Origin of the sequence: Pseudomonas viridiflava (genome assembly GCF_900602065.1) — a bacterium.
Taxonomy (GTDB): domain Bacteria; phylum Pseudomonadota; class Gammaproteobacteria; order Pseudomonadales; family Pseudomonadaceae; genus Aquipseudomonas.
Window position 1 is genome coordinate 170956 of the sequence record NZ_UWFN01000263.1, and the last position, 20934, is coordinate 191889.

The following is a 20934-nucleotide window of genomic DNA, read 5'->3' on the forward strand; positions in this document are numbered from 1 at the left end:
ACCTCGCTCCGATCAAAAAGTGCATTCCTCTGGATTGAAATGCATTTTCTGTAGGAGCTGCCGAAGGCTGCGAAGGCATCCGTCCTGACACACCGCCATCGCAGCCTTCGGCAGCTCCTACAGAAACCGTGCCTGCCTGCACCCGCTTATTTTGAGCACTCGCCATGTCCGAATACCTGCTGCAAATGAATGGCATCGTCAAAACCTTCGATGGGGTAAAAGCCCTCAATGGCATTGATATCAAGGTCAGGCCCGGGGAATGCGTAGGGTTGTGTGGCGAGAATGGCGCGGGTAAATCCACGCTGATGAAAGTGCTGTCGGCGGTCTACCCGTATGGCACCTGGGAAGGTGAAATCCTCTGGGACGGCCAGCCTCTCAGGGCCCAGTCGATCAGCGAAACCGAAGCGGCCGGGATCGTCATCATCCATCAGGAATTGACCCTGGTGCCCGACCTTTCGGTGACCGAGAACATCTTCATGGGGCATGAGTTGACGCTGTTCGGCGGGCGCATGAACTACCCCGCCATGACCCACCGTGCCGAAGCACTGATGCGCGAACTGAAAGTCCCGGACATGAACGTGTCATTGCCGGTTTCCCAATACGGCGGCGGCTATCAACAGCTGGTGGAAATCGCCAAGGCGCTGAACAAGCAAGCGCGGCTGTTGATTCTTGATGAACCCTCGTCAGCCTTGACCCGTTCTGAGATCGAGGTACTGCTGGACATCATCCGCGACCTCAAGTCCAAGGGCGTTGCGTGCGTCTACATTTCCCACAAGCTGGATGAAGTCGCCGCGGTGTGTGACACCGTATCGGTTATCCGTGACGGCAAACACATCGCTACCACCGCGATGGCAGCCATGGACATTGCGCAGATCATCACCCAGATGGTCGGGCGGGAAATGAGCAACCTCTACCCCACCGAACCCCATGACATTGGCGATGTGATTTTCGAGGCGCGCCATGTCACCTGCTACGACGTCGACAACCCGAAGCGCAAACGGGTCGACAATATTTCGTTCGCCCTCAAGCGTGGCGAGATACTCGGTATTGCCGGGCTGGTCGGCGCCGGACGCACAGAACTGGTCTCGGCATTATTTGGCGCCTATCCCGGCCGTCACGAAGGCGAAGTCTGGCTGGACGGCAAACTGATCGACACCCGCACACCACTGAAAGCCATTCGCGCCGGGCTGTGCATGGTGCCCGAAGACCGCAAGCGCCAAGGCATCATTCCCGATCTGGGGGTGGGACAGAACATTACCCTGGCGGTGCTGGACGCTTACTCGAAGCTGACGCGTATCGATGCCGAAGCCGAACTGGACAGCATCGACAAGGAAATCTCGCGTATGCACCTCAAGACCGCGAGCCCGTTCCTGCCGATCACCAGCCTGTCTGGCGGAAATCAGCAAAAGGCCGTGCTGGCAAAAATGCTCCTGACCCAACCCCGCGTGCTGATTCTCGATGAGCCCACCCGTGGCGTGGATGTGGGTGCCAAGTACGAAATCTACAAACTGATAGGCGCGCTGGCGGCTGCGGGCGTGTCGATAATTATGGTGTCTTCGGAGCTGGCCGAAGTGCTTGGCGTCTCTGACCGGGTGCTGGTCATTGGCGAAGGCCAGTTGCGCGGAGACTTCATCAATCACGATCTGACCCAGGAACAGGTACTCGCGGCTGCACTCAGCCAAACCGCCGACCCTAACAACAATAATGATCGGAAGTCCGCGTAGATGAATCAGGTCAAACAGCTCTTCACACGCTACAAAATGCTTGCGCTGGTCATCGCCGTGGCGGTTATCTGGCTGTTCTTCAGTTGGCAGACCGACGGTGGATTTCTGACCCCGCGCAATCTTTCAAACTTGCTGCGGCAAATGTCCATCACGGGAATACTTGCCTGCGGCATGGTGCTGGTGATCATCAGTGGCGAGATTGATTTATCCGTGGGCTCGTTGCTCGGGCTGCTCGGTGGACTGGCGGCCATTCTTGACGTGGTCTATCACATCCCGCTGTTGGCCAACCTGAGCCTCGTCGCGCTATGTGGGCTGATGATCGGCCTCGCCAACGGCTACATGACGGCGTACCTGCGCATCCCGTCGTTCATCGTCGGCTTGGGGGGCATGCTGGCGTTCCGCGGCATTCTGCTGGGCATCACCGGCGGCACGACCATCGCCCCGGTCTCGCCGGAACTGGTGTACGTCGGCCAGGGTTATCTGCCGCATTCAGTCGGCACCGGGCTGGGCATCGTGCTGTTCGCACTCACGCTTTTTCTGACCTGGAAACAACGTCGCAATCGTGCCGCTCATGGTCTAGCTGCACATTCACTGGTACGAGACGTCTTGCGCGTGGTGCTGATCGGCGCGGTGCTGGCGGGGTTCGTTCAAACACTCAACAGCTACGACGGCATTCCCGTGCCGGTGCTGCTGTTGCTGGTCCTGCTCGGGGTATTCAGTTACGTCACTAGCCAGACCGTGTTCGGCCGAAGGGTCTACTCGGTGGGCAGCAACATGGAGGCGACCCGGCTGTCCGGCATCAACGTGCAGGCCGTGAAACTGTGGATCTTCGGCATCATGGGGGTGATGTGCGCCCTCGCCGGTATGGTCAACACCGCACGCCTGGCGGCGGGCTCACCCTCTGCCGGCAGCATGGGCGAACTGGATGCCATCGCCGCGTGCTTCATCGGCGGCACCTCAATGCGTGGCGGCTCAGGCACTGTCTACGGCGCCCTCCTCGGTGCGCTGGTGATCACCAGTCTGGACAACGGCATGTCCATGCTCGACGTGGACAGCTACTGGCAGATGATCGTCAAAGGCAGCATTCTGGTATTGGCGGTGTGGGTCGATGTGAGTACGCGGACCGGGCGGCGCTGATCAAGGATCGGGCTTGAAATGCATTACCTGTAGGAGCTGCCGAAGGCTGCGAAGAATTCGCCCTGACCTACCGCAATCGCAGCCTTCGGCAGCTCCTACAGGTCAAGTTGACATTTTCACATGCCCCCTAAAAACCCGCCTTGTCGCGGGTCATCAGGGTCACGTAGCACGCTAAAGAGGCGGAACGACGATGTTGATTCAACGCGCACCCAACTCCCGAATATTCGCCTTCAACTCCTGAAAGTCATACTCGGACAAGCCGACATAATCGAGCACCAGATGGCTGATGGTGTTCCACTCGTGATCGGCACTTTCCTTGCCCAGCACACGGTACGACTCACAGATGTGTTCGGCCATTTTCAGGATCGATAGCAGGTTCTTGACCTGACTGTGTTGCCCCGTGTCATCACTGAACACCGCGTAGGCGTTGTGATGCCGGGCAATGGTCGTTGCCATGTGCTCGGGCAGGCGCCAGGCTTTGGCGGTGTAGTAGCCGACCACCGCGTGGTTGGTATTGAACGCTTTGTTTTCTACGTCGACGACGCGCTGTTGCTGGTTTGCACCGGCGTAGCCCTGCTCCAGCACCGTCATGTAGTTGGGGAATTTCTTGTACATCAACGGCACGCCACAATCGTGGAACAAGCCCAGCGCATAAGCTTCGTCAACCGCTTGAGAGCCCAGCCGTTTGGCAAGCGCCAGGCAGGTCATGGCGATGTCCTGCGCGGTGTCCCAGAAACGGTTGAGGATCACGATGGACTCATCGTTCATCCCGCCACGGATGGACAGGCCGTTGACCATATTGATCACCGATCGGCTGCCCAGCAGATTTACAGCGCGCGGAATCGAAGATATCCGGTTGCTCAAACCGAAGTAGCTGGAATTGACGATTTTCAGCAAGGCGCCCGCGATACCGGGATCCTGGGAGATGAGACGGGCAATCTCCGCCAGATCGGGGTCGGGCATGTACTGCTCGATCTGCAAGTCGACCAGTATCTGCGGCTGCGGCGGCACGGTGATGCCCTGCAAAGCGTGCTTGATTTTCTCGTCGGTAAACTCTGACTCTGCTGACATACGCTTCCCTGAACACTCACCCAATACGTGATACGGCCCGACTCTAGCGAATAGGAAAGACATTTGCGATGGGGCATTGCCCGATTGACAACGCCACTGACTGGCGGCGCGGACCGGCGGGCTGATTCAGTGCGACAAAAAACCCGTTATCGAATGGAAAAAAGTTCGTTAAGCCGTTGTTTTCCCGTAGTCTCGGCACACATAACCCTACACAGCCACCACCCGGGATCGTCAGCACTTCAAACTACTTATGCGTACATTTTTTACTATTGCGATCGGCGTCGTACTCACCACTGCTCTTGTCGGCTACGGCTTCTGGACTGAACAACGTCCGGTGGGCCACTACCTGTCCGACCTGCGCATCCAGCTCGTGGTCGACGAAGGCCAGCCAAGTGAGCGCGGCAATTTGCTCGGCATTCAGCCGGAGCTGTTTCCCGCCGATTATCAAAGTCCCCAGCGCTTGCATCGCAAGTTGGCCGCCTACCTGCAACAAGCTCGCGAGCAGGGTTTGATCAACAGCCGAACCATCGTCGTGCTCCCCGAACATGTGGGCACCTGGCTGGTTGCCAGTGGCGAGAAAAATGAGGTCTATCAGGCCGTCAGCATGGATGAAGCGCTGACGTGGATATCCCTCAGCAACCCGCTCAAGTTTCTCGGCGCAGTGCTCGGCGCCAAAGGTGACAACTGGCTCGACGACGCCCACTTGCGCATGAAAGCGACCACGATGGCCGAACAGTATCAAGCGCTTTTTGGCGGTCTGGCCAGGGAGTTTGGTGTCACGCTGGTCGCGGGCTCCGTCGTGCTGCCTGAGCCGACCATTGAAAACGGTAAATTGAAGCTCGGCAGTGGCCCGCTGTATAACAGCAGTGTGGCTTTCGGCCGCGACGGCGAACCTCTCGGCCAGCCCCAGCGCCAACTATTCCCAATGGCGTATCAACGCCATTATGTCCACTCAGCCACCGACTTGAGTGTCTTCGATACCCCGGCGGGTAAACTGGGCATATTGATCGGCAGCGACAGCTGGCATCCCGGCAATTACGCCAGCCTGAACAAACTGGGTGCCGAGCTGATTGCCGTGCCCGCCTTTGTGATTGGCTCCGGCCACTGGACCAGCCCGTGGCGAGGCTATCGCACGCCGGACCTGCTCGGCGCAACCGGGCTGAACACGGGTGATATCAGCGAGGGGGAAGCGTGGCAGCGTCTTACCCTGACCAGCCACGCGCCGCTCAGCACCGCCAAGGCCGGAGTCAGCGTGTTCATGCGCGGCCAGCTGTGGGATCAAGGCAGTTCGGGACACAGTTTCGTCAGCCGCGATGGCCGCCATATCGTCGAACCGTCGCCGGATGACAAAGCCCACCGTGGCGCTCGCCTGATCAATATCTGGTTATGAGCATGACCCCATCGCCTACACGTCTTGGTGATTTGTCAGTGGGCTTTGTTCACAGCCTGGCCGATGCGGTGCGCAGTTTTGGTCAGGATCCACAGCCATTGCTGGAGCAGTACGGCCTGGATCACGCAAGGCTGGCCGAGGCCGGAGCGCGTTTGTCCATTCCGCGTTACATGCGCCTAGGCCATGCTGCCATTCAACTGACCGGCCAGCCCGGCCTTGGTTTGCGCATGGGCCGTTTGAGCCACATCAGCCAATGCGGTCTGGCAGGAGTGACAGCAGCCCAAGCCCCGAACGTTCGCGAGGCGGCTCGCACCCTGATCCGTTTCGAAGCCTTGTACGGCTCAAACTATCGTGGCCAGTCGAGCTTTCACGAGGACGCTGAAGGAGCCTGGTTGCGGTTCTATTCCATCAGCCCGTACAACGGTTATAACCGCTTTGTGGTGGACTCGATTATCGCCAGTTGGCTGCAGCAACTTTCCAGCCTCAGCGCAACTGAAGTGCGCGCTGAGCGCATCGAGATTGAATTTGATGCACCCGGCTATGCCGCTGAATACAGCGAATTAAGCACACAACCGGTAGTCTTCACCGCCACCACCAATCAACTACGCCTGAACCGGCACACATTGAGCCTGCGCAACCCGCAGCATTGCCCCAGTACCTGGGCACATTTGCTGCAGCTGTGTGAGAACGAACTCGAACAATTGACCCGTACCCGCAGCTTGCGAGAACGCATCACCCGTCTGCTGGGCCCTTTGCTCAGCGGTGGAAGGGAACCGGATCTGGAGGAGATTGCTGCCCGACTGAAACTGCCCGCCTGGACCTTACGCCGCAAACTGGCCGAAGAAGGCACCGGTTTTCGCAGCCTCCTGAATGACACTCGGCGTGATCTGGCGATGACGTATATACGCGACACCGAACTGGCATTCGGTGAGATTGCCTACTTGCTGGGATTTGCTTCTGCCGAAGCGTTTCAACGGGCCTTCAAGCGCTGGACCGGCCAGACACCTGGCGAGTTTCGCCGTAGCCAGCGCAGGCAGGGTTGAATTATCCGCCCCGGCTGAGCGTGTAGGAGCAGCCGAAGGCTGCGATAGCGGTGTGTCAGGAAGATTGCTTTCGCAGCCTTCGGCAGCTCCTACAGAAAAGGAACCTGCTCAGACATTCACAACTCGGTCGCATCATCCGCAGGCTCTGGCGGGTCCAGCTCAAACGCTCTGTATTCCAGCAGTTCTTCTTGATAGTCGTCCATAACGCGTGCCCTCTTGGCTGTTCTTTGAAATGACGTCATTCACTGACCACTGCCCTCACCATAAAGTGCCAAGGTGAAGGAAAAATGACTTGATCATGAAACTTACGATACGCGCCGATAAGGATTTAGCCTTGCCTGTCTTGACTTGCAAAGAGCTTCCGCAATAGTCTTCAGGCCATGAACGTAACCAAGCATTTCTTCGGCCAGATTATTATTACCGCCATTCCAGTCATGGCGGGTTAGCCGACGCGTGCACCCAACCCGCCCAAGAGGCGGGTTTTTTTCTTGTCTCCTGGGCTAAACAAGTCGAACCAGGAGTCAGACATGATCAACATTCAAGCCGCCCTCTTCGCTTCTCAGGCTCAGCGCATCGTCACCCATAACACGGGGCCGACACGATGACCGACCTGCTCAATCAATACGCCCGCAAGATCCTCACCTCCCGCGTTTACGACGTGGCCGTGGAAACCCCATTGCAGCATGCTCGCCAGTTGTCCGGGCGGCTGGGCAATCAGGTGCTGCTAAAGCGCGAAGACTTGCAGCCGGTGTTCTCGTTCAAGATTCGCGGCGCGTACAACAAGCTGGCGCAGCTCAGCCCTGAAGAACTGGCCCGTGGCGTCGTAGCGGCCTCAGCAGGCAACCACGCGCAAGGTCTGGCACTGGCTGCCAAAACCCTTGGTGTGGCTGCAACCATCGTGATGCCCAAGACCACACCTGAAATCAAAATCGAGGGTGTACGCTCCCGTGGCGCAACCGTGGTCCTGCACGGTGATTCCTTTCCTGAAGCGCTGGCCTATTCGCTGAAGCTGGTGGATGAGATGGGTTACGTCTACATCCACCCCTATGACGACCCCGACACCATTGCCGGGCAAGGCACGGTGGCGATGGAGATTCTTCGTCAGCATCAGGGCCCGCTGGACGCGATTTTCGTCCCTGTGGGTGGCGGCAGTTTGATCGCGGGCATTGCAGCGTATGTGAAGTACCTGCGACCGGACATCAAGGTGATTGGCGTCGAGCCGGACGATTCCAATTGCCTGCAGCAGGCCATGGCCTACGGCGAGCGAGTGGTGCTGCAACAGGTTGGATTATTCGCCGACGGCGTGGCAGTGGCGCAAATCGGCCAGCACACGTTTGAAGTCTGCAAGGATTACGTCGACGAAGTGCTGACGGTCAGCACTGATGAAGTCTGCGCCGCCATCAAGGATATCTACGACGACACCCGCTCGATCACCGAACCGGCTGGCGCGCTGGGTGTGGCCGGGATCAAGAAATACGTCGAGCAGTACGGCGTCAGCGGCCAGACCCTGGTGGCGATTGACTCAGGTGCCAACGTCAATTTCGACCGATTACGCCACGTCGCCGAGCGCGCTGAGCTGGGCGAAGGCCGCGAAGCAATCATCGCCGTGACCATCCCCGAACAGCCGGGCAGCTTCAAGGCCTTCTGCGAAGCGGTTGGCAAACGCCAGATCACCGAGTTCAACTACCGCTATCACACCGACCGCGAAGCGCACATTTTTGTCGGTGTGCAGACTCACCCCGAAACGGATCCGCGCAAGGCCCTGATTGCCAGCCTGACCGAGCAGGGTTTTCCAGTGGTTGACCTGACCGACAACGAACTGGCCAAGCTGCATATCCGCCACATGGTCGGCGGACATGCAGAGCGGGTCAGCGATGAAGTGGTGTTTCGCTTTGAGTTCCCGGAACGTCCGGGTGCGCTGTTCAACTTCCTCAACAAGTTGGGCGGACAGTGGACGATTTCGATGTTCCATTACCGCAACCATGGCGCGGCGGATGGCCGGGTCGTTGCGGGGCTGGTGGTGCCTGAAGACGAGCGGCACCTGATCCCGGCGGCGCTGGCCGAGATTGGTTATCCGTATTGGGATGAAAGTGAGAACCCGGCTTATAAGCTGTTTTTGGGCTAGAGCTAGCGGACGCCTCGGATCTATCCCTGTGGGAGCGGTGCTTGCCCGCGATAAGGACACCGCGATCTAAAGTGAACCGCGTCCAGCCTAATCGCGGGCAAGCACCGCTCCCACATGGGGTATGCATTGTGCCTGCTAGCTACTGCGCTGGCGCAGCTTCCGGCTCGGCTGGCGGAGCAGCCTCAACCGGGGCTTCCTCGGCAGGAGCAGGTTCAGCCTGAATCGACTCCGTCGGCGCAGCCGGGGCTGGCACTGGCTGGCTGGATTCAACTGCGGGCGCAGGCGTCGGCTCTGCTACCGGCGCGGGAGCTGCTGCGGGTGCCGGTTCAACCAATGCCGCCGGTTTTGGCGCGGGCACCGTTTGCTCCGGCACGCCAAGCGCAGCCTTTGGGGTTTCTTTGATGTTGGCGGCTTTTTTCGCTTCAGGCGGCATGAAGTTGTCTACCAGCATGAAGAAGCGATCGTAGAACTTGTCTGACGCCACGGTCTCGCTTGCCACTTTGACCATCGAGTCGTCAGTGGAACCAATCGGCATCGACACCGAACCCAGCACACCAACACCCAGACTGGCCGAGTTGTTGGTTTTCTTCAGCGCGTAGCGATCCTGCAAGGCGTTAGCGAACACCGTCGAGCTTTTGTCAGTGGTGTCGTCAGCGGCACAGACCACGTTGAAGCTGATCTGCATGTGAGTCTCGCCAGTTTGCTGGAAGCTCTTGTTGCCGCTGATCATCTTCGGGTCACTGCTGGTGATGATGTAGCCCTGACTGAGCAATGCGCGGCGCGCGGCTTCACAGGAAGCCGAGTCACTGACCGGGTAAGTCCTGGAAAAAGTCCCCGCGTCATCAAAATTCTCATGCTCGTAGACTGCGGTTTTTTTCGAAGAACAGCCCGCGATTGCCAGCAAGGCAACGGCGCAGCATGCGGTACGAAAGTTAACTAAGTTAGGCATCAAGGATCCTGGGTAAAAACGGTCAGCAGAACTGCGGACTGGAAAACGTCGGTAAGTCTGCAACAAGGGACGCGCAGGATCAACGCGCAGATGGAAAGGATCTTGTTACAAACGGCCACATCTGGGGTCATCTGACAGCGGCAAAAGGCCAACAGAATGATCGTTTCAATCAACAATGAACGAAACGATCAAAATAACTTGCATTTTATGATCGTTTTAATCATTGTGGATCTCACTAAGAATAAAACGAGAATCCCATCATGCAATTTCGCGGCATTATTCCAGCCCTGGTCACGCCCTTCACTGCCGATCAGCAGGTTGACCATCACGCACTCCGCGCGCTCGTCGAAAACCTTATTCAAGCTGGCGTGCACGGTCTGTTCGTGCTCGGCACCAATGGCGAGTTCTTCACCCTTTCAGAAGCTGAAAAGCTGGAAATCGCCCGCGTTACGGTTGAGGCGGCTGCCGGTCGCGTGCCGGTTGTGATTGGCACAGGTGCCTTTGCCACTCGCGAAGTGATTGAAATGAACAAAAAAGTGACGGACATCGGCGCAAATGCCCTTTCCGTCATCACCCCCTACTTCAACGCCATCAGCCAGAACGAGTTGATCAAGCATTACGAAGCCATCGCCGACGCCTCCAGCCTGCCCCTGATGATGTACAACATTCCGGCCAAGACCGGCATGTCCATTGGCATCGGCGCCGTTGCAGCGCTGCATCAACACCCGATGATCAAAGGCATCAAGGACAGCGCAGGTAACTTCGACGCTCTGGTACAGATGATGAAATACCGCAGCGACGACTTCGCGGTCTTTGCCGGTACTGACTCGCTGATCTACTGGAACCTCCTGGCCGGTGGCGATGGCGCGATTGCCGCGACCGCCAACGCGGTGCCGGATCTGGTCATGTCGATCTGGAATCACTTTCAGGCAGGCAACCATGACGCTGCGCGAGTTGCCCAGGAAGCGCTGCGTCCGCTGCGCGATGCCTTTGCCATGGGCACCATGCCTGTGGTGCTGAAAAAAGCCACTGAACTGCTCAATCTACCGGTCGGACCTTGTCGCGCGCCGGTGCAGCCGCTGGATGCTGCTGCCGTGCAAAAACTGGAAACCCTGCTTGCGGTTTACCGCTGATTTGCCAGGAGACGCACAGATGTCGACCTATCATTTTCAAACCGTCAAACACGTGATTCATGGCCCCGGCAGCCTTGACCAGTTGACCGAAAAACTGCCGCTGCTCGATACCCCACTGCGCAATGTCGTGCTGGTCACGCAAAACGCCATGCATAACCTGGGCGTGACGGAGAAAGTCAGCGCACAGCTGAATGCCGCCGGCATTGCCGTGCACATGGTCGACAACGTCGAAATCGAACCGACCCTGGAAAACATCGAGCGGGTCTTTCGTGAAGACGTTGCACCTCATGCGCCCGACGCATTGATCGCCATTGGCGGCGGTAGCGTACTGGACGCCGCCAAGCTGTTTTCGGTCATGCTCACCAACGACACGCCATTGCGCGACCTGCTCGGCGTCGACAAGGTCAGCCATCCCGGCAAGCCCATGGTGCTGGTACCGACCACCTCGGGCACAGGTTCCGAAGTCACACCGAACGCCATCGTCACCCTGCCCGACGAAGAACTGAAGATCGGCGTCGTCAGCCGTCATTTGCTGCCTACGCTGGTCATCCTCGATCCACTGTTGACGCTGAGCTTGCCACGCAGCATCACTGCCGCGACCGGCATGGACGCTTTCGTGCATTCGCTGGAGTCGTTCATTTCCACCAAGGCCAACCCGATCAGCGACGCCTTCGCGCTGGAATCCATGCGTCTGATCGCGGGCAGCATTGTCGAGGCTTACCAGCAACCGGACTCGGTCAGCGCACGCGGCGACATGCTGCTCGGCTCGATGTACGGCGGCCTGGCCCTGACCGCCGCCGGTACAGCGGCGGTGCATGCCATGGCCTACCCGTTGGGCGGCAAATTCCATGTTACCCACGGCGTGGCCAACGCCATGTTGCTGCCGCATGTGATGGCCTTCAATCTGGACAGTTGCGCAGATCGCTTGAAACGCGCCGCCTGTGTCTGCGGTGTTGCAGAACAGCAGGACAGCGATGAGGTCGCCGCGCAGAAGCTGATTCAGCAGATCCGCCAATGGACCGCCACCCTGAACATTCCTCAGGATTTGCGCGAGTTCGGCGTCGGCGAAGAGCACCTGGCTGACATGGCGGTGGCTGCCTCCAAAGTCACCCGTTTGATGGCCAACAACCCCAAGGCCCTGAGCCTGACCGACATCGAAAACCTCTATCGGTGCCTGCTGCCATGAGTGCCGGGAATGTATCGGGCTTGTTGATCATTGCTGACGACCTGTCCGGAGCCGCCGATTGCGCGGCGGGTTTCGCCCGGCGCCTGTCGACCGAAATAGTCTTCGACGGCCACGACACTCCCTCAACCGCAGCAGTGGTCGCCATCGATGTCGATTCACGGCGACTTGATCCGGTAGCAGCCGCGCAGGCCAACACCGCCATCGTGCAACAGCGTCAGTACGCCAGCCGAGCGCTCTACAAGAAAATCGACTCGACGCTGCGCGGCAATGTCGCGAGTGAAGTCGCCGCGCTTCAGGTTCATTACGGCCTGGCAATTGTTGCCCCAGCCTTTCCGGCAATGGGCCGTACCACTCGAGACTCGGTGCAGTTGATCAACGGCATCTCCGTCGCATTGAGTGATGTCTGGCGCAATGAAAACCTGACGGGCACCGGTAACCTGCTGGAAAGCCTCAGCGCAGAAGGGTTGCGCTGTGTAGCCGTCGATATCGACACCGTGCGTGATGAAGCAGCACTGGCCAGCGCCGTGGATCAAGCCTTGAAAAGCAAGGTTCAGGCACTGGTGTGTGATGCCGTGACTGACGCAGACCTGCAACATCTGGCCCGCGCTACGGCACCGCTGCACCGTCAATTGTTCTGGGTAGGTTCAGCAGGACTCGCCAGTCATCTACCACAAGCATTGGGCCTGCCCGGCCCTGCCGACATAAAGGTGCAAGGCCGCTCACCCGTGCTGACCGTAGTGGGAAGCATGTCTGAGCACTCACAACAACAGGCCGCCACACTCGCCGGGCACAGTGGCTGTTTCTGTCTGGAAATAGACGCTGACACGCTGCTTGATCCAGCAAACACTGAACAGCGCGAGCAGTTGATCACCCTTCTTTATCTGCGTCTGGCCAATGGCGAAGACAGCCTGGTAACGCTGAGCCAGCAACAGCGTGATCCCGGTGTCGCAGCGCTGCTGAGCAGTGCGCTGGCCGAATGGCTTAAACCCGCCCTCGCCGTCACGGGTTCGTTGATCGCGACCGGCGGCGAAACCGCCCGCGCCATTCTCACTGCCGCTGGCATCAACCGTCTTGAAGTTCAGGGCGAACTGGCCCCCGGCGTCGTGCTTTCCCGCTCCGAAACAGGCTTGAACGTTGTGACCAAAGCCGGAGCCTTTGGCCAACCGGACACGCTGTTCACCGCCTGGCAACAGCTTCACGGCCGCAGCCCATCCATTGCGGACGCGCCCCACCATAAAAAGGAAATCCATCATGTCTGAACGTCCCGTGATCGGGATCACCATGGGCGATGCCGCCGGTGTGGGTCCGGAAATCATCATGAAAACCCTGGCCCATCAGTCGGTGTACGACAGCTGTCGGCCGCTGGTCATCGGTGATGCCAAACGCCTTGAAGATGCCAATCGAATCGTCGGTGGCAGCCTGCGGGTGAATAGCATCGCCTCTCCCGCCAATGCGCGCTTTGAAATGGGCACCGTGGACTGCATCGATCTGGGGCTGATCCCCGCGGACATGCCCTACGGCAAGCTGTCGGCCGTGGCAGGCAATGCAGCGTTTCGCTACATCGAGCGCACCGTGCAATTGACTGAAAGCGGTGAGCTGGACGCGATCTGCACCGCACCGCTGAACAAAGAAGCGCTGCACGCAGGCGGGCATATTTTCCCCGGTCACACGGAAATGCTCGCGCACCTGCTGGGCATTGAAGAAGTCTCGATGATGCTGATGACGCCGACCCTGCGAGTGATTCACGTCACCACCCACATCGGCATCATCGACGCTATTGCGAAAATCGAACCGGGACTGGTCAAGCGCACCATCGAACGCTGCCGGGAAACCCTGACCCGCGCCGGTATTGAAAATCCGCTGATCGCAGTCTGCGGCATCAACCCGCACGCGGGGGAAAACGGCCTGTTTGGCTATGGCGAAGAGGAAACCAAGATCCAGCCCGCCATCGAAGAACTGCGCGCCCGCGGCTGGCGTGTGGAAGGTCCGCTACCCGCTGACACGCTGTTCTTCCGTGCAGGTCGCGGTGACTTCGATGCAGTCGTTGCCATGTACCACGACCAGGGCCATGGCCCGGTAAAAGTCATGGGCCTGGAAGCCGGAGTCAACGTCACCGTTGGCCTGCCCGTTATCCGCACCTCGGTGGACCACGGCACGGCGTTCGACATCGCCGGTAAAGGCATCGCTGACGAACGCAGCCTGATCGAAGCCTTGCGCCAGGCCGTCGAGCTGGCGACCCGCAAGCGGGAGACACGCCAGTCGGTGGCTGTTTAAAGCCGCGCAATCTTTCAAACCAATCCCTGAAGTCCTCTGAAACAACGCGCCACAAAAACAACAACGGAGCGAAATGATGGAAACCTTCAACTCGCAGGACACTGCGATCATCATCGGTATGGTCGTCGTTTACATCGTCATTACCACCTGGATGAGCTTGCGACTGCGCAGCAAGACCAGTGAGCAATACATGGTCGCCGCGCGCACCATGCCCGCCTTTGTCGTCGGCATCCTGATGATGTCGGAATTCATCGGCGCAAAATCTACCGTCGGTACCGCACAGGCAGCCTTCGAAAGTGGCTTTGCCGCCTCCTGGTCGGTGATCGCCGCCGCCATTGGCTTCCCGCTGTTCGGCCTGCTCATGGCCCGCAAGCTCTACAACTCGGGCGAATTCACCATTTCCGGGTTCATCGCCAAGAAATACGGCACCTCCACCAAGCTGGTCGTGTCGATCATCATGATCTACGCACTGTTGCTGGTGAACGTCGGCAACTACGTCAGCGGCGCAGCAGCGATTGCCACCGTGATGAAGATCAACCTGCCGACTGCGGCGTTTATCACAGCGATCATCAGCACCCTGTATTACGTGTTCGGCGGCCTGAAAAGCGTGGCCTACATGAGCATCCTGCATACCGCCGTGAAATACGTCGGCGTGATGATCGTGCTGTATGTGGCCCTGAACTTGACGGGCGGCTTCACCCCGGTGATTCAGAACATGCCTGAACACTACTTCACCTGGGATGGTGCCATCGGCGGCTCGAAAATCATGGCGTGGATCATCGGCACGGTCGGTGCGATCTTCTCCACTCAGTTCATCATCCAGGCGATTTCCTCGACGCCTGATTCGAAAGCCGCCCAACGCTCCACCTTCTACGCATCACTGCTGTGCATCCCGATTGCGTTGGCCCTGGGCTTCATCGGCGTCGCCTCCAAATACCTGCATCCGGACATGGGCAGCCTGTACGCCTTGCCGGTTTTCCTGCAATCGATGAGCCCGGTTTTGGCAGGTGTGGTGACTATTTCTCTGGTCGCCTCGATCTTCGTCAGTGTCAGTACCGTCGCCCTGGCCATTGCTTCGCTGGTGGTGCGGGACTTCTACGTGCCAATGCGCAAGCCATCGGTGGACCGCGAACTAAAGGCGACTCGCGTCATCGCATTGATCATCGGCTTTGTACCGCTGTTCTTTGTGTTCTTCGTGCCTGAAATTCTCAACCTGTCGTTCTTTACCCGAGCGCTGCGCCTGTCCATCGCCGTTGTCGCGATGATCGCCATTTACCTGCCATTCTTCGGCTCGGGCCGCGGTGCAACGCTGGGCCTGATCGCCTCGTCCGTCACCACCAGCGTCTGGTACCTGCTGGATAACCCGTACGGCATCGATAACATGTACGTCGCGCTGGTCACTCCGGCCATCGTGATTGCTGTAGAGCGCCTGTTCCCGCAAGCGATCAGCCGCCGTCAGGATAAGCCCGGCAATGACAAACAAGAGGTCTCCCATGCCAATCAGTAATCAACGCCAGGACGCCTTCCTGCCAACGCCTTATGCGCAAAACCATGCCGCGAACCTTCACGAACTGGCCGACGGCACGGTGTTGTGCACCTGGTTCGCCGGAACCCAGGAAGGCATGGCCGATATTTTTGTCCTGCTGTCGCGCCGCGACCCACAAACGGGCGTATGGAGCGAACCGGAAAAACTGTCTCAGGACGACACCCGATCCGAGCAGAACCCGATTCTGTTTCAGGCACCGCAAGGCCCTTTGTGGCTGATCTGGACCGCGCAAATTTCCGGCAATCAGGAGACGGCGATCATTCGCCGTCGCCTGTCGGCGGATCAGGGCAAGACCTGGGGCCCGGTGGAAACCCTGTTCGATGAACCGGGCACCTTCGTGCGCCAGCCGCCGGTGGTGCTGGATAACGGCGACTGGCTCTTGCCGGTCTGGTATTGCATCACCCTGCCCGGCGAAAAATGGGTCGGTAATCACGATGTCAGCGCAGTGATGATTTCCAGCGATCAGGGGCAAAACTGGTCGCGCCATGACGTCCCGGACAGCACCGGCGCCGTGCACATGAACGTTCATCAAGTGGCCGACGGCAGCTTGCTGGGCCTGTTCCGCAGCCGCTGGGCCGATTCGATTTACAGCAGCCGCTCCACCGATCGTGGACGTAGCTGGAGCGTACCGGTCGCTACTGAACTGCCCAATAACAACTCTTCGATTCAATTCGTGCGGCTGATCAGCGGCGAACTGGCATTGGTCTACAACCCGGTCAGCGCCGAAGGCCATAGCCAGCGCCGGGCGTCGCTGTACGACGAAATCGAGGATGAAGGCGATGACCGCGTAACTCCGGGCCAGACTGAGGATGGCAAAAGCGCAGTGTGGGGCATCCCGCGTGCGCCCATGAGTCTGGCGCTGTCCCACGATGACGGGCGAAGCTGGCCGGTGCGGCTGGACCTTGAGTTGGGGGATGGTTTCTGCCTGACCAATAACTCTCAGGAAAAGCTCAACCGCGAGTTCTCCTACCCGAGCATTATTCAGGCGCGGGATGGCAGCCTGCATGTGGCGTTCACGTATTTTCGGCAGAAGATCAAACATGTGCACTTGCCGCTGGCGGCAGTGCGCTGAATGGTATTAACCGCATACAAAACAAACCCAATATTCTGAGTTGAAATGCATTCCCTGTAGGAGTGAGCTTGCTCGCGATAGCGTCAGATCAGGCGATAATTTATCGACAGAAAAATCGAATCGCGAGCAAGCTCACTCCTACAGAACCCGCGTGTATGACGGAGCGGCACCTTTTTATGACCCCGACAAAAACCGCCGTACTGACCGGCGTCAGTTCCGGCATCGGCATGGCCATCGCTCAGCGCTTGCTGGCCGAAGGCTGGCGTGTGCATGGCCTGAGTCGCCGCCCTGCCGATATCGATCACCCCCTCTTTCACTGGACTGAATGCGACCTGAGCGATTTGCACGCGCTTGAACAGGCCTTGCAAACCGTCGATACGCTGGACGCCATTGTTCACGCGGCAGGCTTCATGCGCACCGCGCCTCTGGGCCAGTTGAATCCGGAGGATGCTCAAGCGATGTGGCAGGTTCACGTCGCGGCGGCTAGCCATCTGGTCAACACCCTGCATGGCAGGCTGCACCCCGGTGCAAGAATCGTGATGATTGGCAGCCGCACCATGCAAGGTGCCCATGGACGCAGCCAGTACGCGGCAACCAAGGCGGCATTACAAGGCATGGTGCGCTCCTGGGCCATGGAACTGGCACCCCTGGGCATCACGGCCAACCTGATTGCTCCCGGCGCGACTGAAACGCCGATGTTGCTGGACCCGGCTCGCAGCGGCACCCCGCCCAACAAGCCGCCCATTGGCCGCTTCGTGCAGCCCTATGAAGTCGCCGGTATGGCGGCGTTTCTGCTTGGCCCCGATGCGGGTGCCATTACCGGGCAAAGCCTGGTGATCTGTGGCGGCGCTTCGCTATAGACTCACTGGTTCTGCGGTTGCATTGCACCGCGGTTTAATGTGATAACCCCTTTCTCCTCGCTCACTACCAAGGCTGTTCATGAAAGTCGCAAATCGCCGTCAATCGATACTGGAACTGGTCCTTTCAGGAAAGTCGAACGTCGATGAACTGTGCGCCCAGCTGGGCGTATCGGAAGCGACGGTGCGCCGGGACCTCACCGCTCTGGCGGAAGAAGGTCTGGTGATTCGCACCTATGGCGGCGCGGCTCACGTGGGCATGCGCGAACCGGAAACGTCGGTAGAAGAACGCCGCCAGCAACACAGCCAGGAAAAAACCGTCATCGCCCGTGCAGCACTGGCGCATATCCAGGATCACGACACGCTGTTCCTTGAAGGCGGCACTACCACCAGCGCGCTGGCTCAGTTGCTCAATCAGCGTCGCGGCCTGCACGTCATCACCAACAACCTCATGGCCCTGGCTGACCTTGCGCTGATTCCTGAAGGACGCATCACCGTGCTGGGCGGTGATTTGCGCAGCGCGAGCATGTCGACCTACGGCGTGACGGCGCAGGCCGCTCTTGAGCATCTGAGTGCCGACAAAGTATTCCTGAGTGCCGATGGCGTAGTGGCTGAACTCGGACTGTGCGAAGCCAGCGCAGAGCAGGCGTACCTCAAGGAAACCATGATCGCCCGCGCAGCCCACATCTATGTGCTGGCCGACGCCACCAAGCTCGGCCGCGCGCGCCAGCAACACTGGACGCCGTTGCGTCAGCCGTGGACCCTGATCACCCACGAACTGGATGACCTGTCGCTGCTCACGCCGTTTCAGTCTCGGCGGTCAGTTACCGTGGAAGTCGTCCGCCTCTGACTGGCCTGGCTGGACTCGCCTGAATACCGTCCCAGGCAGGCTCAGGAGCAAAGCGTTGCGCGAGAAAATCGAGCATGGCGCGCAGCGCTGACGACATGTGCTTGCGGGAGGCATACACCGCAAAGATACCCAGCTCCATCGGCTGATACGCCCCCAGCAGCGCAACCAACTGACCTTGCTGAATCAACGGCGCCGCCAGGTAAGTCGGCAACAACGCCACGCCTGCACCACACAGCGCAGCCTGCATCGTGGTGATCGAATCATTGCTGGTGAGATTGCCCTTCACTGCAACGCTTCTCGGCAGGCCTTTATGGGTGAAGTGCCAGAGGCTGCTGCTGTGATAGGTATGCGTCAGGCAGTTATGCAGTGTCAGGTCTTCGATATCCCTGGGCGCTGAATGCCGTTTCAGGTAATCCGGCGAGGCGCACACCACTGAGCGGCAAGTAGTCAGCCTTCGTGCGATCAGATTAGCGTCCAGTTCATTGGTGATCCGAATCGCCAGATCTATGCGCTCATCGACCAGATTGACGGTGCGATCCAGGAGCACCATATCGACGCTGACTTGCGAATAGCGCCCGACAAAATCGGTCACCGCGCGCATCAATTGCGCCTGACCGAACGAGGTGCTGGCGGTCACGCGCAGCAATCCTTTTGGCTCATCCTCAGGCGCCGCAACGACTGCACGCATCTCCTGCGCCAGATCAAGCATGCGCCTGCACAGCGGTAATACCTCCGCACCTGCAGCCGTCAGGTTCAGGCGTCGAGTGGTGCGATGCATCAAACGCGCACCCGTCCAGTCTTCAAGCTCCGCAAGCAGTCTGGAAATCACCGGCCTTGATAACCCGAGCTTGTCCGCCGCAGCGGTCTGGCTTGCGCAGTCCACGACGGTCACGAAAGCCTGCATTGCTGCCAATTTATCCATGATTCGACCGATTTTAGAAACAAATTTGCGCCCAATCTAGCGTTTTTCGCTCTATAAATCTCAACTAACCTGCCAGCTCCTTATTCAGGCCATGATGGAGCTCGACATGATTTCGCTGTCCGCACGACGTTTATTAGCTGCTTTCGCCCTGCTCGGTTTCGCCGGTACAAGCCTGGCCGCGCAGCCACTGAAACTGGATGTCTATAACCCGGGTGAAGACGCCATCTTTCCGGTTTCGTCCGTTCTGGTAACGGGTGAGAAAGACGCGGTTTTGGTTGATGCTCAGTTTTCCAGCGCGCAGGCCGATCAGATCGTCGAAAAAATCCGCAAGAGCGGAAAAAACCTGACGACGATTTACATCAGTCACGGCGATCCGGATTTCTATTTCGGCCTGCAAACCATCACCACCGCATACCCGAAGGCCAAGGTCGTGGCCAGTGCCCAGACCGTTGCGCATATCAACGAAACCAAGGACGCCAAGCTGGCTTACTGGGGTCCCAAGCTGGGCGCAGGCGCACCGGGCAAAGTCATCGTGCCTGACGTACTGCAGGGCAATGAACTGACGCTTGAAGGTCAGAAGCTGCAAGTGGTTGGCCTGGACGGCCCTCAACCCGATCGCAGCTTCGTATGGATCCCGTCGATCAAGGCCGTAATGGGCGGCGTAGTGCTGTCCAACAACATTCACGTATGGATGGCCGACACTCAGAGCGCTAAATCCCATCAGGACTGGCTGGGGACCCTGACGACCATTGAGAAGCTCAAACCTGCAACCATCGTTCCGGGTCACTTCCTGCCGGGCGAGCTGACCGCACTGCAATCACCGAACTTCACAGCTGGCTACATCAAAAACTTTGATGCCGAAACCGCCAAGGCGAAAGACTCTGCCGCACTGATTGCAGCGATGAAAGCGCACTACCCGAATCTGGCGGATGAGTCCTCGTTGGTGCTGAGCGCGAAAGTGGCCAAGGGTGAGATGAAGTGGTGAGTGAGCCAATCAGCATCACTTACCTTTTCGATCCGCTGTGTGGCTGGTGCTATGGGGCGTCGTCGGTGCTGCAACGCGTCGACGCTATGAACGACTTCAGCCTTACTCTATCCCCTACCGGCCTGTTTGCTGACAGCCACTCACGCCCGATGGACGCTGGCTTCGCTGATTATGCCTGGTCCAATGACCTGCGCATCGGCACGTTAACCGGTCAGCCTTTCAGCGAGGTTTATCAACGTCAGGTACTTGAGGATCACACCCGCCGATTTGACTCGGGGCCTGCAACCCGAGCCCTTGGCGCGGTGGCGATGACTGAGCCGTCGCGGGAGCTGGAGGCGCTGGGTGCGATACAGCGCGGCCGTTATGTTCAAGGTCTGGACATCACTGACCTTGAGGTTCTTGCCCGTATTCTCACAGGCATGCAACTGAGCGAGGCCGCCAGCCTGTTGCTGGCGCAGGAAGACGGGTTACTGAACCATTCCCGTGAGCGGGTCAAGGTAGCCCAGGGCCTAATGGCTCAGATGGGCACGAGCGGTGTTCCTGCGCTTGTGCTGGGGGCAGGCAAGGAAAGACGCCTGATCAGCTCGAATGCGCTGTTTGGCAGTTGGGAGGGCTTGCTCAAGGATTTGCGTGCCCATAGATAGGCCGCTGGTGCAGCACTGTCTAGCTG

At 58.8% G+C, this 20934-nt stretch carries 19 protein-coding genes; 15 read left to right on the top strand and 4 right to left on the bottom strand.

Going from position 1 to position 20934, the window contains the following annotated elements; genetic code table 11:
- The first annotated feature begins 164 nt into the window (after positions 1-164).
- Positions 165-1724 carry a D-xylose ABC transporter ATP-binding protein gene (xylG, locus tag EE949_RS14480; protein ID WP_122664902.1) on the top strand — a complete coding sequence of 520 codons (1560 nt, stop codon included), beginning with the start codon at positions 165-167 and terminating at the stop codon, positions 1722-1724.
- Positions 1725-2861 (top strand): sugar ABC transporter permease, encoded by a 1137-nt coding sequence (locus tag EE949_RS14485; RefSeq protein ID WP_122664903.1) that lies wholly within the window; start codon positions 1725-1727, stop codon positions 2859-2861.
- Between the two features lie 198 nt (positions 2862-3059).
- Here the strand turns inward: EE949_RS14485 and EE949_RS14490 are convergent, their stop codons facing one another.
- Positions 3060-3932 (bottom strand): HDOD domain-containing protein, encoded by an 873-nt coding sequence (locus tag EE949_RS14490; protein ID WP_122664904.1) that lies wholly within the window; start codon positions 3930-3932, stop codon positions 3060-3062.
- 250 nt (positions 3933-4182) lie between these two features.
- On the opposite strand from EE949_RS14490, the gene EE949_RS14495 reads away from it, so the two are divergent.
- The gene (locus tag EE949_RS14495) at positions 4183-5322 is read left to right on the top strand and encodes a carbon-nitrogen hydrolase family protein (RefSeq protein WP_122664905.1); all 1140 of its coding nucleotides are present in this window, start codon (positions 4183-4185) and stop codon (positions 5320-5322) included.
- A gap of 2 nt (positions 5323-5324) precedes the next feature.
- Entirely contained in the window at positions 5325-6365 is a 1041-nt protein-coding gene (locus EE949_RS14500; protein ID WP_122664906.1) for an AraC family transcriptional regulator, read from the top strand.
- Between the two features lie 116 nt (positions 6366-6481).
- On the opposite strand, the gene EE949_RS29970 is transcribed toward EE949_RS14500, so the two are convergent.
- Positions 6482-6607, bottom strand: coding sequence for a hypothetical protein (locus EE949_RS29970; protein ID WP_275899022.1), 126 nt, complete (start codon positions 6605-6607; stop codon positions 6482-6484).
- A gap of 368 nt (positions 6608-6975) precedes the next feature.
- Between EE949_RS29970 and ilvA the strand changes: the two genes are divergently transcribed.
- Positions 6976-8490 (top strand): threonine ammonia-lyase, biosynthetic, encoded by a 1515-nt coding sequence (gene ilvA / locus EE949_RS14505; RefSeq protein ID WP_162874483.1) that lies wholly within the window; start codon positions 6976-6978, stop codon positions 8488-8490.
- 139 nt (positions 8491-8629) lie between these two features.
- Here the strand turns inward: ilvA and EE949_RS14510 are convergent, their stop codons facing one another.
- A complete protein-coding gene (locus tag EE949_RS14510) occupies positions 8630-9439 on the bottom strand; it encodes a DUF2242 domain-containing protein (RefSeq protein WP_122664908.1) in 810 nt (269 codons plus the stop codon).
- Between the two features lie 260 nt (positions 9440-9699).
- On the opposite strand from EE949_RS14510, the gene dapA reads away from it, so the two are divergent.
- The 8 genes from dapA (at position 9700) to EE949_RS14550 (ending at position 18357) form a co-directional block, all read left to right on the top strand.
- Positions 9700-10572, top strand: coding sequence for a 4-hydroxy-tetrahydrodipicolinate synthase (gene dapA / locus EE949_RS14515; RefSeq protein ID WP_122664909.1), 873 nt, complete (start codon positions 9700-9702; stop codon positions 10570-10572).
- A gap of 19 nt (positions 10573-10591) precedes the next feature.
- Positions 10592-11758, top strand: a complete 1167-nt coding sequence (locus EE949_RS14520) for an iron-containing alcohol dehydrogenase (protein WP_122664910.1) — start codon at positions 10592-10594, stop codon at positions 11756-11758.
- A complete protein-coding gene (locus EE949_RS14525; RefSeq protein ID WP_122664911.1) occupies positions 11755-13017 on the top strand; it encodes a four-carbon acid sugar kinase family protein in 1263 nt (420 codons plus the stop codon). Before EE949_RS14520 ends, EE949_RS14525 begins: the two co-directional genes overlap by 4 nt.
- A complete protein-coding gene (gene pdxA, locus EE949_RS14530) occupies positions 13010-14032 on the top strand; it encodes a 4-hydroxythreonine-4-phosphate dehydrogenase PdxA (RefSeq protein ID WP_122664912.1) in 1023 nt (340 codons plus the stop codon). Before EE949_RS14525 ends, pdxA begins: the two co-directional genes overlap by 8 nt.
- Positions 14033-14108: 76 nt before the next feature.
- A complete protein-coding gene (locus EE949_RS14535; protein WP_122664913.1) occupies positions 14109-15539 on the top strand; it encodes a sodium:solute symporter family protein in 1431 nt (476 codons plus the stop codon).
- Positions 15526-16650, top strand: coding sequence for a sialidase family protein (locus EE949_RS14540; protein ID WP_122664914.1), 1125 nt, complete (start codon positions 15526-15528; stop codon positions 16648-16650). The genes EE949_RS14535 and EE949_RS14540 overlap by 14 nt, the downstream gene beginning before the upstream one ends.
- Before the next feature lie 176 nt (positions 16651-16826).
- Positions 16827-17510: an SDR family NAD(P)-dependent oxidoreductase gene (locus EE949_RS14545; protein WP_122664915.1), complete on the top strand. Its 684-nt coding sequence runs from the start codon at positions 16827-16829 to the stop codon at positions 17508-17510.
- A 79-nt stretch (positions 17511-17589) separates the two neighbouring features.
- Positions 17590-18357: a DeoR/GlpR family DNA-binding transcription regulator gene (locus EE949_RS14550; protein ID WP_122664916.1), complete on the top strand. Its 768-nt coding sequence runs from the start codon at positions 17590-17592 to the stop codon at positions 18355-18357.
- On the opposite strand, the gene EE949_RS14555 is transcribed toward EE949_RS14550, so the two are convergent.
- The gene (locus tag EE949_RS14555) at positions 18332-19279 is read right to left on the bottom strand and encodes a LysR family transcriptional regulator (RefSeq protein ID WP_122664917.1); all 948 of its coding nucleotides are present in this window, start codon (positions 19277-19279) and stop codon (positions 18332-18334) included. The genes EE949_RS14550 and EE949_RS14555 overlap by 26 nt on opposite strands.
- Before the next feature lie 106 nt (positions 19280-19385).
- Here EE949_RS14555 and EE949_RS14560 point away from each other — a divergent pair, with 106 nt between their 5' ends.
- Both EE949_RS14560 and EE949_RS14565 read left to right on the top strand, forming a co-directional pair.
- Complete coding sequence (locus EE949_RS14560) at positions 19386-20264, top strand: MBL fold metallo-hydrolase (protein ID WP_122664918.1); 879 nt, start codon at positions 19386-19388, stop codon at positions 20262-20264.
- Complete coding sequence (locus EE949_RS14565; protein ID WP_240350596.1) at positions 20261-20908, top strand: DsbA family protein; 648 nt, start codon at positions 20261-20263, stop codon at positions 20906-20908. The genes EE949_RS14560 and EE949_RS14565 overlap by 4 nt, the downstream gene beginning before the upstream one ends.
- The last annotated feature ends 26 nt before the right edge of the window (positions 20909-20934 follow it).